Raw genomic sequence first — 13,926 nt, forward strand, 5'->3', positions numbered from 1 at the left:
TTGCCCGAGTCCAACTCTCACGAAAGGTGTGTGCATGAGCACCCCACCCTCATCCGAATCAGTGTCCGAACCCGCCTCTGGGCGCGCGGCTGCCACCGTGGCATCCGCATCCGCATCCGCAGGCCAGGCTCCCCGATTCGCCCCGCGCACCCGCACCACCTTTGATCTTTTTGTGGCCGCCTACGCCGTGGTGCTGATCCTGTCCAACATCGGCGCCACCAAGGGCATTGAGATCGGTCCGATTGTGACCGACGGCGGCTTTTTCCTGTTCCCCATCGCCTACGTCCTGGGGGATGTGGTCTCTGAAGTCTGGGGCTTCCGTGCAGCCCGCCGGGCGATCATCACCTCCTTTGCCGCGGCTCTGTTCGCCAGCATTTGTTTCTGGATCATCATTGCCCTGCCGTCAGCTTCCTTCTACGAAGGCCAAGAGGCCTTTGTGCAGGTGCTCGGTCCCGTGCCGCTGATTGTGGCCGGATCCCTGCTGGGCTTCCTGGTGGGCCAGTTGCTCAACGCGTGGGTGCTGGTCAAGGTCAAGGAAAAGACCCGCGAGAAGCACCTGTGGGCCCGCCTGATTTCCTCCACGCTGGTTGGGCAGTTCGTGGACACCCTGATTTTCTGCGCCGTTGCCGCACCGATCATCGGCATTCAGACCTTTGGGCAGTTCCTGAACTACGTGATCGTGGGTTACGTGTGGAAGTGCCTGGTGGAGGTTCTGGTGATCCCGGTGACCTACGCCGTCGTGGCTCGCCTGAAGAAAACCGAACCCTACTGGGACGGTGAGCGGCCGGAAGCCACAGTTTGAGCGTTGCCTGACACCGGGGGATTCGGGTGCGGCTAGGATCAGCACCATGGACGCCCTCACCGGCCTTGGCCTGGCATCTTCTGCCGGCCTCAACGCCTGGATCCCCCTTCTGGTCCTGGGACTTCTGGACCGCTACACCCAATTCGTTGACTTGGGCCCCAACTTTGCGTGGCTCTCCAACGGGTGGGTGCTCATCATCTTTGCCATTTTGCTGGCGCTGGAAGTGGTGGCGGACAAGGTTCCCGCCATTGATTCCGTCAACGACGTTCTCCAGACCGTCATCCGCCCCACCTCTGGCGGCATTGTGTTCGGGTCCTCAATGACATCGGACATCGCCGGGCTGACCTTTGGTGGCCAGACGGCCACCGTGACCGACCCCGAAGAGTTCGTTACTTCCGGAACCTGGGTGCCCATTGTGATCGGCGTGGTCTTGGCACTGGTGGTGCACGGGGTCAAGGCCCTGACCCGCCCGGTGGCCAACACGGTTTCCGCAGGTGCTGCGGCACCCGCGCTCTCCACAGCGGAGGACGGTGCAGCTGTGATCCTGTCCCTGCTGGCCGTTTTCCTGCCGGTCCTGGTGCTGCTGGGATTGTTGGGCTTGGTGTGCGGCGCCTGGTGGCTTTTACGACGACGACGCCGCACCGGCCCACCCGTCTATTCCGTGTGACGTGTAGGTGGAGCTGATGGCCCGTTGGGTCTTGGCTGAGTCTCGGGTGGACCACCTGCCCATGGGGATCCGGTTGCCCATGTAGACCCGGCGTTCAAGTGACAGTGGCAGTAGTTCTGCATTGACTGCATGATGCTCATGGACTAGTTTCTGAATCAATTCAGATGAAGCTGGCTAGGGGGAACTGCTATGGGTGTCACGCTTGTGGATGTTGCTCGTGCCGCTGGAGTGTCCCGAACCACTGCATCGAACGCTTTCAATAACCCGACGCAGTTGAGCCGTGAGTTGCGCGAGGAAGTCCTCCGCACGGCCAAGAATCTTGGCTACGCCGGTCCAAGCCCCGTTGCGCGCGCTATGAGGCGGGGGCGCACCATGATGATCGGGATTGTGTTTCAGGAGTCCCTCACCTTCATCCTGGAGGACCCCTATGCGCGAGGCCTACTAGGCGGACTGTCTGATCGACTGACTGAGGCAAAGTACAGCCTGGCTCTGATACCCGTGGATGGCACAGGCGCTGGTTTGGAGCACGTTCAAGTCGACGGCATGGTGGGCTACCACCTGCCACCGCAGCACCCTGCCTTCCAAACCGCACAGCAGCGAGGTTGGAAGATCGTGCAAACCGTTGACTCTGAGGATGCCCAGGACAAAACCAACACCGTGACCATTGATGAAGCGGGTGGAGCCAGGCTGGCCTTACAGCATCTAGCGGACTTGGGGCACACAAGGGTCCATATTCTCATTGATGCTGGCGCCGAGGCTGTTAACTCTTCAAGTATTGAACCAACGTTCCCATATCGGGAGCAGCAAGAACGATGGCGGGGTTTCAAGGACGTGGCAATTCGTCGCGGAGTCGAGCTGATACCAGTACCTACCGGCCGCAATATACGGGCGGACGGTTATGCCGCATCCCGGAACGCCCTATCTACTGGGAGCGTGACAGCCATAGCTGCAATGACGGATGTTCTCGCATTCGGGGCGATGGATGCAGTCACCTCCGCTGGCTTACGAGTTGGACATGACGTCTCGATTGTTGGGTTTGATGACGTGCCAGAATCTGCTGAGCTGGAACTCACCACCGTAGCGCAACCCATTCATAGACGAGGGTTGGAAATTGGCAGCCTTATCCTTGCGAGTGAAACATTCAAGCAGGTCAATCTGCCTTGCGAATTGATTATAAGAAAATCCACAGGGGTGCAAAATTCTTAGAATTATCATTTTGACACCAGAACTTCCGATGTGCTGCAAGTCTTAGAGGGGATATGCTTAATGACTTTAAGAATGGCGCTGGGTGCCATGCATCTGGGGACAAAGATTGGCTACGCAGACTCTTGCGGTATCCTCGATGCCTACGTTGAAGCGGGTGGAGTTTGGATCGACACAGCCAATTGTTACGCATTTTGGGCTTCAGCCAGTGGGTACGGAGGGCAGAGTGAAACCCTGCTTGGTGATTGGATCGCCTCACGCAACGCTCATGAGCATGTAAGGCTGAGCACCAAGGTTGGGGCCGAGCCATGCACCCCAGGGGGTTTCCCTCAAGATGTTGAGGGGTTGGGTCAGCGCGTTGTGCAGGCCGCCGTTCACCAGAGCCTTAATCGACTGCGAGTGGAAAAGATCGACCTTTTCTGGGCGCATATGGAGGACAGGTCTCAGAGCATTAGTCAGGTGACCTCAACGTTCGGAGAGCTAGTCACGCGGGGTCTGGTGAGTGAAATCGGTCTCTCGAACCATCCGGCGTGGTACGCGGCGATCGCCAACACGTATGCAAAACAATCCTCGACCCCTGAGTTCACGGCCTTGCAGCTGCGTGAGTCTTACCTCCACCCGCGGCCTGACATCCCGGTTGAAGGAGAAGATCATCCCAACGGGATGATGACCGCTGAGTCTCGTGACTACGCTGCCCGTGCTGGGATTTCCCTGTGGGCCTACACTCCCTTGCTGAACGGTTTGTATGAGCATCCAGAGCGGCCGCTGCCTGCAGCTTATGAGCACCCGGGTTCCCATATCAGGCTGGCCAGAATCCATCGCTGGGCGAGTGGACTGGGCATCAAGCCAAGCCAGGTCGTGCTGGCTTGGCTCACAAATACATTGCCTCAGATCATGCCTGTCGTAGGTTGTAGCACGCCAGCCCAAGTCCGTGAAGCAATCGAGGCGACGTCGATGACTCTTCCCACTGAGGTGCTGAATGACCTCAATGCCTTAGATCAAGCATGAGGGGTTCCTGCACCTTGGCATGTGTTAAATAATTTCATAAGATTAGATTCAACATCTTATTTTCAATTATGAAAATCAAGTTTGATCAGAAATTCTGAGATATTCTTAATAGGAATAGTTTTGCGGATTTTTCGTAATTCTCTGGACTATGTTCATGAGGTCAGACAATCCTGGTTCTTCCAGTGGGAAGTGTCCGCAGTTGCGCAGCACGGTCACCTGGGTGGGGCCGGGCAGCTGGTTCAGCGTGGCCTGGCTCAATGCAATGGGTGTCCAGTCGTCGTTCTGCGGATGTACCAGGTGTACGCGGACTGGATTGCTCCGGGCTGCGGCGTGCTTGTACTGAAGGTAGGAGGCCAGAAATGCCATGGGGACCCATGCCCCACCACCGCGTGAATCCCGAGCGCACAGCTTGCCCAGGTCAGGATTCCGACCCATTGCTGACAGCTTGGCGGTCCAGGAAATCTTGATCGGTATCCGAGCCACGGGCCCCCGAACCAACGGCAGAAATGTCATGAAGGGGAGTGCTGCGCGGCCAAACCGTGTCATGCAGGCGCGCGCCGCGCTGGTTGATGGATCAAGTAAACACGTGGCCACCACAGCGGAGACATTGCCTGCCCGGGCTGCCGCCTCCACCGCCAGTAAGCCACCGATACTGCCTCCCAGAAGCGCAACTGGGCGACCGTCGTCGGTGGAGACCAGGAAGTCGCGCAGCAACTCCACCCACTGTTCGTAGCGGACTGTGCTCCGTTGGCTCACCTGAGTTTTTCCGTACAGCGGTAGATCGAGTGCGGTGATGTCCACGTCCTCGGATGCCACCAAGGAGGCCAAGGGCCACAGGGCCTCCGCATGGGCACCCGCGCCGTGGACCACCACCAATCGAACAGGAGCATCTGGTTTTCCAGCGCGCAGAAGGTGTACTTCTGAGCCACGCCAGGGCCACCAGTCGTGGTCAGGGACCACCACCTTGGCCCGCTGGCGAGCGGGTAGGAACGCCGCATAGTCAGTGAGAGATACTTGATCGGTTCGGGGCATGGCCACTCTTTACACGCTCATGGTCAGGCAGATGAATCCAGCGGCTTCAGATAGGCCATCTGAGCTTCAATCGAGCGCACGGCCGCGTGACGCGCACCCCATGGGACATCCGGATAGATGTGGTCCGTGAGCGTTTCAGGATCAGACCCCACAGTGGCCAAAGCGGCTCTGACTTCCTCGACTCTGGCCAGGCGGTGCTCGCGCAGTTCCCGGACGGTCAAAGCCAGATCGGTCACAACCTGCCCGTGGCCGGGCAGCCCCACAGCTTGTCCTGGACCGGTGGCCAGTGCGTCCAGCCTGTCCAGGGTGGCCAAGTAGTCAGCCAGGGTGCCGTCGGGGTGATCAATCATGGTGGTGCCCCGGCCCAGTACGGTGTCGCCGGTGAGGACGAAGGTGCGCGGGGCGCCGTCGTCGGAAATTTGTGTAACTACAAAACTCAGCGAATCCGAGGTGTGGCCCGGGGTATGCATCACCTGAATCTGCAAACCACCGGCGTGCAGGACCTCTCCGCCGTGCAGCGGCTGGGCCTCCCGGCAGTGTTCGAGCAGGAAAGCCCGCACGGGTGCGCCGGTGCGCTCATGCAAGGTATCAACAGCATGGGTGTGGTCCCCGTGGCGGTGCGTGACCAGCACCAGATCAATGGCGCCAAGTTCAACCAGACGGTCCACGTGCTCAGCCAGGTCAGGCCCGGGGTCAACGACGACGGCGCCGGACGCCTGGCCCTTCTTCAGTGCGGCCTGCAGAATCCACGTGTTGGTACCCTCCAAGGTCATGGGGCTGGGGTTCTCCGCCCGGATCACGGAGATGGAGTCCGTGACAAACTCCCTGCTCATGGCGTATCTGCCAAATAAACTGCAAGTCGATCCAGGGAACTGGACCAGGCTGCACGGGCGTGGTCGTGCACTTCGGCAGGTAGCGGCCCCTGGGTGAGGGTCAAACGGGTGGTGTGCGGGGCGTCGTCGTCAGATGCGGAGGCCACGGGCTCCAACTGGCAGCGCAGCACCACCACGTGCTCACTGGGTTGACCCAGGTGATCGGGGATGAACTCGTGAATCTCCAGCAACCGGCCGGGAACCACAGCCGCGTGGCGCCCGTGAATGGGCGCCGTTTGTGAGCTGTCCGCCTCCAGCATCATCTGGAAGGACCGTGGACCACCTTCAACGGGAGTGACTTCCACGGAATCGGGGTCCACGGACCAACCTTCCGGGCCGTACCAACTAGGCAGCGCCTCAGCATCCGTGAGAGCAGCGAACACCCGCTCCGTGGGGAAGGGCAGCTCCCGGGTCAGGGTCCAGGTTTGATCGGCCGGTACTGGGTCAAGTGCAGACATGATTCGAGCTTACGGGTGATTCCCGCCGTAGTACCGGCCCAGAGTTGAATCCCGGTAGTCCAGGTAGGTGCCGTTGTTCATGGCCTCCCGGGCTTGGTCCACCAGGCGCACGGTGAAACGTTCGTTGTGAATGGAGGCCAGCGTGGCGGCAAGACGTTCCTTGGCCTTGAACAGGTGATGAATGTAGGCGCGGGTGTAATGAGCGCAGGTGTAGCAATCACACTCATCATCCAGCGGCGCGAAATCACGCTTGAACCGTGCCGCCAGCAAGTTGTACCGACCATCCGGGTGGTAGATGGCGCCATTGCGGGCAACCCGGGTGGGGGAGACGCAGTCAAAGGTGTCTGCACCGGCTTCCAAGGCCACAAAAATGTCATTGGGTTCAGAAATACCCAACAAGTGGCGGGGTTTGTTCTCCGGCAGTTCCTCCGCGCACCAACCCACAATGGTGCCCAGGTTTTCCTTTTCCAGAGCTCCGCCAATGCCAAAGCCGTCAAACTCCATAGCACCCAAGTCCTGGCAGGCTTTACGGCGAAGGTCTTGGTACTGCGCCCCCTGGATCACACCAAACAATGCCTGATATGGCCTGTGCGAGCGGGTTTCCGTGAGGGTCTTGTGCTCGGTAATGCAGCGGAGAGCCCACAGCCGGGTCCGCTCCAAAGCCTCTTCCTGGTACCGCCGGGAATTGTGCAATGTGGTGAGTTCATCAAAGGCAAACATGATGTCCGCACCGATTCCGTGCTGCACCTGCATGGAGATTTCAGGGGTAAAGCGGTGTTTGTCCCCGTTGAGATGAGAGGTAAACGTCACGCCGTCGTCGTCCACGGCGGCCAGGCGTTCCTTGCCGGCTGCGACGTCGTCGTCCCCAATCTCCCCGGCTGCGGACGCAGCAGACATGTTGATGACCTTCTTGAAACCGGAGCCCAAGCTCATCACCTGGAACCCGCCGGAATCCGTGAAGGTGGGACCGCTCCAATTCATGAACTGGCCCAGGCCACCTGCCTCATCCAAAAGATCGTGACCGGGACGCAAGTACAGGTGATATGCATTGGCCAGCAGGGCTTGGGCGCCTAATTCCTTCATGGCTTCCGGTAGCACAGCTTTGACGGTGGCAGCCGTTGCCACGGGAATGAAGGCCGGAGTTTGAATCTCACCATGTGGGGTGGTGATGGTGCCGGTTCGGCCCAGCCACGGGCCGTTGTGGCAGGCCGGGCGCGGGGTGGTTTCCTCCAACCGCCGCTCAATGCTGAAGCCAAATGTGGCGCGGGCTGCCTCCCAGCTCATCGACCCCAACCCACGTGGGCCAAAGCCTGCTCGATCAATCGGCCGCGGCCACCGGCAAACTCAGCCTGCACGTCCGTGCCCAGCGCTTCCTCCGGGGTCAGCCAAGACAATTGCAGGGCATCTGCGCGCGGCGAGCATTCACCCCGCACCGCCACCACGTAATTCAAGGCCACGGCGTGCTGGCGGTCATCCGTGTACCCGGTCTCAGACGGGTGTGGAAAGTATTCCGTGACCGAGAAAGGCACGGTTGACGGGGGAAGTTGCGGCATGGCCAGCGGGCCCAAGTCCTTTTCCAAGTGACGCAGCAAAGCCGCACGAATGGTCTCCCGGTACAGCACCCGCCCGGACACCAACGCGCGTTCCAGCTCACCGGTGGCATTGGGTTGCAACAGCAACCCCACATCCGTCACGCAGCCCAGCGGGTCCAGGTGCACGGGCACAGCCTGGACGTACACCATGGGCAGACGACGGCGGGCCTCCCGCAAGTCGTCCTCGTTGAGCCAGCCTGGGTTGGGGTCCGGTGTGCGTACGGAACTCATAGTTGTTTTCTACCTCATCGACTGTGCGCGTGGGCAGCTTCTCCTTGCGGGTTCAGCGGTCAGCGCAGGACGACGACGGCGTTCACCTGCGAGCCGCAGCATCCTCCTGCGCGCTGGGGCAACCCAAGGTAAGAGGCTGGCTGGGTGGGATCAATCGTGTTACTTGAGCGTACCTCCAGGCCAGCTGTACCCTGCTCGCAAAAGAACCTAGTGAGGAGGCCACTATGTCAACTCGGTATAACGTCAATCCGGGCGGTTGCGAGAATACTTTCATGACCGTCGACGCTGACAGACAAGAGGCACAAGAGGGCTTGGACCGAGTTGCCCACGCTCTCGATGAAATTCAGACCACGTTGCAGAGCGAAAAACTCCGAGACGCCGTTAGCACGTTACAAGAAGAGGCCCTAATCCCTGAACTAAAGGGCATCCTTAATCGTATCAGCAGCGCAGTTTTCTACGGTGGTGAAGCTGTGCGGTTTGTTCGCGAAGGTGATGATGAAATGGCTGGGCGTAGCGAACTTAACGCAGGTGTTGTAATCCCAGTCGATATGCCTGGGAGGCTTGACTAATGGTACAGATCAGCACTGATAAGTTAATGATATGGGAAGATCCGAACGCCTTTGAGACCTTGATTATGGACCTTGATAGAGGCGGCCGAATCTTCGATACAAAAGTATGGGATGCTACTGACGCTTGGGATAATCTGAAATTCTATTACGAAGGTGAATCTGATGAATATCTGCACACCGCTCTGAATAAGCCGCGGGACTCTCTCGAGCCCATTGCCGACCTGGTGGGAAATGTTGTGGGTGCACTTTACGATTTCGGCGCAGAATTACGGACCTTGCGCAGAGAGCGCGACGAATACGAGACGGAAGTAGCATCGTTCAACCGGAGCTACGCTGACCAGGAAGTCGAAGACCTGGATAGTGAGGGGTGGCGTAAATGGGGTGACCTCGTTGGGAAGGACTCAATCCTCCAGAAACGGTATGAAGACCTTGTTGACAACACGATCTCGTCTATGCGGATAAAACAGGGAATCTGGGGTGATTTCAGTGAGGCTGTGACCGGAAAAATCTATGACGTGGGTTTTCAGATGGGAACGGGTATTGAAATAAATAGAGAAACTACTGAGACACGCCGAGTCACAGAAAAGAACTTTGGGCCGATGGGGCAAGAATCAGGCCCTGATGTCAAGATTCAAAACCGTGAAACCTTCATAGATTCCAAGCATAAATTTAGCTTTCCACGCAATCCTTTTATCCCAGATTTTATAGACAACCTGATGATGGGCGTAGCTGGTGGGGTTGCCGTCAAAAACTCTGGTGCGAGCGTACCTCGGCATGGCATCGGTAAGAGTCCAAAAATCGAGACCTCGCAGCGTAGCAACCATTCACGTAGCCCGCGTGTTACTGAGTCTATCACGCGCACGCGTACCGTTGAAAAGTCGAAGATGACTTCGGCTGTCAATAAAGGAAGCACGCTGGCAGCTGCAGCCCAGACGGGTTGGTCCTTTGCGGAGAAGTATGCCGCAGAGAAGAGTAGTAATGTGGAGGAGGTGATCCTCAATAACCCTGATGCCTCAGTTGAGGAAATAGAACGGGAATCATCACGGCGCGCTACTGCCAACGCTGCGACACAAACAGTGGTTGATTTAGGAAGCTCGGGTGCCTTTGGGTTAGCTGGCGCCATGATATTCGGGGGGTCGACGGGTGGTGCCGGTGCTGTTGTGGGAGGGGCATCCGGGTCGTTTGTTGGCTCCGTCTTAGCGAGCAACGCAAAATTTTTGCCAGACCAGGATGGTGATGGGCGGCGAGAGAGCATTTCAGAATTCACCGGAGATGTTGTTGAAGATATATTGTACGCTCCACGGTCTCCTCTAGACGTGAAAGCAAAAGAAATGGGTTTTCAAGGGCGATAAATATGAACTACACGGCAATTGCCGCATTTTAAATTTTGGTTCAAGCAAAATTTAATATTTGATCTTACCTGGGGGCTGACTGACTGTGAATAAAATATTTGTGGCGCGCATAGAGTTGTGGCGGCTAGTATTGATATTAACGTTTTTTCCGGTAACAATAACACTCGCTGTAGCGTGCGTTTTCATTTTTGGAATATCTGATGATATTAGCCGAAGAGGTGCTATGGCTATAGTGGGGTTACCGTTTGCTGCGTTCTTTCTAATTCCTTATCTGGCTCAAGCTTTCATGAATCTGGTGACTGTGCAGCACGTGGAGATTACGTCAAGCCGGATTGGCACGTCACTGTGGTGGGTGACCTGGGACGAGGTGGAGGACATTGAGATCACTGGCGGTAGGAATATCTGGTTGATTGTTTCGCCCGAGGTTGCTGAGCGTGAACGACGTGGTAATAGGTGGAACTCGGGGCGACCTTGGGGTGCGGGCGGTCTCCTGGGGGTTCAGAACCGCATAGGTTTCCCTGCCTACCTTGCGAATCGTAAGGAAACCATTCAGCGGTTGGAGCAAGGGCTCGGGCGCCCCATACATTAGCGGTGAGTTTGGTAGTAACCGAGGCTCTTTCGGAAACGTGCAACCATAAGGAGTGTATGATATAACGCTTGATGACCGACATTGTGCATTCGAATGCGGGGGTATTGTTGTCAGTCTTGGGCTAATTTCCTAAGAGTGCAAAAATCGAGACCGCGCAGCATGGCAACTATTCGCGTAGCCCGCGTGCTACCGAGTCAATGATGCGCACCGTTGAAAAGTCGGAGATGACTTCGGTTGAGGAAATAGAACGAAAATCATGACGGCGCGCTGTTGTCAATGCTGCGACACAAACAGTGGTTGATTTGGGAAGCTCGGGCGCTTTTGGGTTAGCTGACGATAAATGGAGATTCAAATTGACTCTGCCCTGTTGTATCTGCTTACGAAGAGTTTTATTTATCTATAAAACTCTATTGAAGGAGAATATTTCTTGAGTGAAGCATTTGTGGCACGCCTAGAAACTTGGCGACTGGCGGGAGCGTTAATATTCTTCCCGACTCTAATAATTATATTTATAATTGGAGTCTCCTTTTTTGGTATCTCTGAGTCCAGTAGTAGAAGGTCAGCTATGGGTATAATAGTGGTGCCGATAGGGACGATCATCCTAATTCCGTACTTGGCGCAATGTTTTATGAATTTGACAACTGTGCAGCACGTGGAGATTACGTCAAGCCGGATTGGCACGTCACTGTGGTGGGTGACCTGGGACGAGGTGGAGGACATTGAGATCACTGGCGGTAGGAATATCTGGTTGATTGTTTCGCCCGAGGTTGCTGAGCGTGAACGACGTGGTAATAGGTGGAACTCGGGGCGACCTTGGGGCACAGGAGGTCTCCTGGGGGTTCAGAACCGCATAGGTTTCCCTGCGCACCTTGCAAATCGTAAGGAAACCATTCAGCGATTGGAGCAAGGGCTCGGACGTTCCATACATCAGCGGTGAGTTTGGTAGTAACGGAGGCTCTTTTGGAAACGTACAACCATCAGGAGTGTGTGATATGACGCATGACGACCAACATCTTGTATTTGAATGCGGGGGCATTGTGATCAGTCTTGAGCTAACTTCTGGGGATCAAATGGACTCGTTGGAGCTTGGTGGACGCAGAGTCTTGCTCGTTTCCCGGTCTGATGAGAGTGGTCGGAAGGATAGTTTTCTCGTATCGCGCGTGGAAGTGAAATCTTCTGGATATTCTAGCTTTTTGAGCTACTTGGAAAATGTTCGAGAAGTGTTAGTGGGGTCATCTTTGCTTCGGGTGGAGCAAATAACTGATCCCTTCAGTGGTCTGTGTATCGGTGTCATGCATGTCTTTAATGGTGAACCATGTGCGCAATACCGCTGGCTCGTGGAAGTTGCTGGACATCTTGTGGAGGTTGTGGGCACAACGCAAGGTTTTGATTTGGATGGCATCAGGGGGCATGGGCAGGAAATCATCAAGTCGCTGCACCTAGACGCGCCATCTCAGGGATCGTGTGATCACCTTGGTTGGGCGGATTTTGCCGCAGACTGGATGAGTGCCGGTTGTGGCGCGGCGGGCGGGCTCAATGAGCTTGGACTGGCTGGCCGTGAACCATTTCCAGACCGCGTGATGTGGGTCGAAAGCCAGGTGCGCTCGGACTGGCAGCAGCTTGAGTTCACTCGGCAGGAGTGGGGCCTGGTGGAAGAGATGAACTCGGACGGGCTTCACGAATTTACCCGCCACATTAATTCAAAAATCTTGAAGCGGCTTGGTGAGCGTGGGGTTTTAGGGGGCGACAGCGTGCATGAGCCTGTGGCAACGGCGCTGGAAGTTCGAACTAGCACTCCATGGCTGGTAGCTAGTGGTGTAGTCGATGGCCGAAACGTCAAAGTGCAAGTCTGGCAACTTGCCAGTCAAATCCTCATCGAGTCGTCATGGGATTTCGATGAAGTACCTGCCGATACTGAAGGTGCGCGGACATTGACGTGGGTGGATGCCGCATTGGGGCCTGTGATCCTCCCAGAATTTCTGCGGCTCCACGCCGGACTGAGAACTTTTGTTGGTTTCCAGCTCGCCAAAGAAGAATTTGTGCAGGTGTTCGTTGATACGGCAGACCTTTCTTCCGTCTTGTCTCAGCCCGGAGCAGCAGACATAGGTGACCAGCGCTTGAAACTGTGGGGCGGTGGTCCGGTCGGAGCCTGGCGGGTTGCAGTTGACGGATTGGAGGGGACGCTTGACTGGATTCAGACCAGAAGGGGCGGCGCGTTCCTTTTGGTGGCCGAGGACGATGCGCGGTACGAGTTTGAGCCGGTGTCACCTGATGACTTATTGGGCAGACTTTTGCCCTCACTCCGGCGGGGTCGGCCTGGCGGTTGAGCAGGACAGTGGTTCACACCGTGGGTGCCAACCGGGCGGCAGCTTCCAGCGCGGTCCACGCCTGTACCTGGGTGCCGAGTTCCACGGTGCGGCCCACCGGCTGGGCTGTGTCCGCGTGCTCCAGGGGATTGGGAGAGAAGATGGCCACCACGCGGGCCGGGTCCGGCTGGGCGGTTGGGTCGTTGAAGTCCAGGTCTGGATCAAACTCTCGCCGGCCTGCCCAGAAAGCATCGGCGGTGTCCAGCACCAGCCGACGAGCAGTCTCCCGGGTATCAGGGTCCAGCACGGGTGAGTGTGCGGCCTCTGCCAGGTAGCGCACCAAGATTCCGGTGAACAGACCGGCATCCCCCGATCCGTGAGTTTTCAAGACGCGGCGATTACCCATGTCTCGGCCGAACTCTGCGTCTGCGCCCGCCACGATCTGCGCCGCAAAGTCCGCCCAACGTTGAGCATCCTCACCCGTGGAAGTTTCCGCCAATTCCACAGCAGCCCCCAACGCCGGGCCGGAGTTGTAGGTGTAGACGGCCTTTTCCAGGGAGGTGCCCTTGGCGCCGTCATCGTTGGTGACAATGTTGATGCCGTCCAGGAACACTCCCTTGGAGCTGTCCCACAGGTGGGCGCGCAGCCAGCCCAGCAAGTCGGCGCTCTCTTGTGGGGCGTGCGTGCGTACGGCAATCAGGGCCGCCGGGCCCGTGGTGGCCGTGTTTTTGTAAGTGCGTTCGCGGGTCCAGAACATTCCGCCGTCAAGATCCCGGGTGTGGGCCTTGCGAATGTCCTGCAGCAGCTCAGACCCAGCCTTGACCACGCGGCGGGTTTTACCTCCGGCGTCTTCTTCCAAGTGGCGGAAACGCCCCAGGGCAAGCATGAGCCATGCCATGTCGTCGTAGTAATTGTTGAAAATCACCTGCCCACCACTGCGTAGGGTGATGGCCCGCAGCAGCTGATGGGCGCGGTCGCGAGTGGTGCTTGAATCTTGGCCCATGGCGGCTTCACGCTGGGCGGCGTCCACCAGGGCATCCAGAAGGTGAGCCTGCCACCAGTAGTGCCACTTGGTGGAGAACTGCGTGGGGTGGGGGAACTCCACGGCACCGATCCAGGTTCCCGGAATACCGAACAGCCGTTCGCCAAAGAGGGACTGGACCGAACGGGCTGCCAGTGCTGCGCGCTCACGACGGTCCCCGGTGGCACCGGTGATCAGTGAAGAAGTGGGGTCGTGACTCATGG

General features: G+C 57.5%; 13 protein-coding genes. 7 read left to right on the forward strand and 6 right to left on the reverse strand.

Annotated features, from left to right (window positions below; translation table 11 throughout):
- The first annotated feature begins 34 nt into the window (after positions 1-34).
- From Q4G32_RS11250 to Q4G32_RS11265, 4 genes are all read left to right on the forward strand, one after another.
- On the forward strand, positions 35-802 hold the full coding sequence (locus Q4G32_RS11250; RefSeq protein WP_303351468.1) for a queuosine precursor transporter: 768 nt from the start codon (positions 35-37) through the stop codon (positions 800-802).
- Between the two features lie 46 nt (positions 803-848).
- Entirely contained in the window at positions 849-1,469 is a 621-nt protein-coding gene (locus Q4G32_RS11255) for a DUF4126 domain-containing protein (RefSeq protein WP_303351469.1), read from the forward strand.
- 189 nt (positions 1,470-1,658) lie between these two features.
- Positions 1,659-2,675 carry a LacI family DNA-binding transcriptional regulator gene (locus Q4G32_RS11260; protein ID WP_303351471.1) on the forward strand — a complete coding sequence of 339 codons (1,017 nt, stop codon included), beginning with the start codon at positions 1,659-1,661 and terminating at the stop codon, positions 2,673-2,675.
- A gap of 72 nt (positions 2,676-2,747) precedes the next feature.
- The gene (locus Q4G32_RS11265; RefSeq protein ID WP_303351472.1) at positions 2,748-3,680 is read left to right on the forward strand and encodes an aldo/keto reductase; all 933 of its coding nucleotides are present in this window, start codon (positions 2,748-2,750) and stop codon (positions 3,678-3,680) included.
- Between the two features lie 105 nt (positions 3,681-3,785).
- Here Q4G32_RS11265 and Q4G32_RS11270 read toward each other — a convergent pair whose 3' ends face one another.
- From Q4G32_RS11270 to Q4G32_RS11290, 5 genes are read right to left on the reverse strand one after another with little or no spacing between them, the layout of a single operon-like run.
- Positions 3,786-4,712: an alpha/beta fold hydrolase gene (locus Q4G32_RS11270; RefSeq protein WP_303351474.1), complete on the reverse strand. Its 927-nt coding sequence runs from the start codon at positions 4,710-4,712 to the stop codon at positions 3,786-3,788.
- A 23-nt stretch (positions 4,713-4,735) separates the two neighbouring features.
- Entirely contained in the window at positions 4,736-5,545 is an 810-nt protein-coding gene (locus tag Q4G32_RS11275; RefSeq protein WP_303351475.1) for an MBL fold metallo-hydrolase, read from the reverse strand.
- Positions 5,542-6,042 carry an SRPBCC family protein gene (locus Q4G32_RS11280; protein WP_303351476.1) on the reverse strand — a complete coding sequence of 167 codons (501 nt, stop codon included), beginning with the start codon at positions 6,040-6,042 and terminating at the stop codon, positions 5,542-5,544. Before Q4G32_RS11280 ends, Q4G32_RS11275 begins: the two co-directional genes overlap by 4 nt.
- A gap of 9 nt (positions 6,043-6,051) precedes the next feature.
- Positions 6,052-7,326 carry a tRNA guanosine(34) transglycosylase Tgt gene (gene tgt, locus Q4G32_RS11285; RefSeq protein ID WP_303351477.1) on the reverse strand — a complete coding sequence of 425 codons (1,275 nt, stop codon included), beginning with the start codon at positions 7,324-7,326 and terminating at the stop codon, positions 6,052-6,054.
- Positions 7,323-7,865: an NUDIX hydrolase family protein gene (locus Q4G32_RS11290; RefSeq protein WP_303351479.1), complete on the reverse strand. Its 543-nt coding sequence runs from the start codon at positions 7,863-7,865 to the stop codon at positions 7,323-7,325. Before Q4G32_RS11290 ends, tgt begins: the two co-directional genes overlap by 4 nt.
- A gap of 224 nt (positions 7,866-8,089) precedes the next feature.
- Between Q4G32_RS11290 and Q4G32_RS11295 the strand changes: the two genes are divergently transcribed.
- From Q4G32_RS11295 to Q4G32_RS11305, 3 genes are all read left to right on the forward strand, one after another.
- A complete protein-coding gene (locus tag Q4G32_RS11295; protein WP_441327499.1) occupies positions 8,090-8,434 on the forward strand; it encodes a DUF6507 family protein in 345 nt (114 codons plus the stop codon).
- Positions 8,434-9,786: a hypothetical protein gene (locus tag Q4G32_RS11300; protein ID WP_303351482.1), complete on the forward strand. Its 1,353-nt coding sequence runs from the start codon at positions 8,434-8,436 to the stop codon at positions 9,784-9,786. The genes Q4G32_RS11295 and Q4G32_RS11300 overlap by 1 nt, the downstream gene beginning before the upstream one ends.
- A gap of 1,581 nt (positions 9,787-11,367) precedes the next feature.
- Positions 11,368-12,702 (forward strand): hypothetical protein, encoded by a 1,335-nt coding sequence (locus Q4G32_RS11305; protein WP_303351483.1) that lies wholly within the window; start codon positions 11,368-11,370, stop codon positions 12,700-12,702.
- Positions 12,703-12,715: 13 nt separating this feature from the next.
- On the opposite strand, the gene Q4G32_RS11310 is transcribed toward Q4G32_RS11305, so the two are convergent.
- A complete protein-coding gene (locus Q4G32_RS11310) occupies positions 12,716-13,924 on the reverse strand; it encodes a glycoside hydrolase family 76 protein (protein ID WP_303351484.1) in 1,209 nt (402 codons plus the stop codon).
- Positions 13,925-13,926 lie beyond the last annotated feature (2 nt).

This window comes from Kocuria sp., from assembly GCF_030538595.1.
Taxonomy (GTDB): domain Bacteria; phylum Actinomycetota; class Actinomycetes; order Actinomycetales; family Micrococcaceae; genus Kocuria.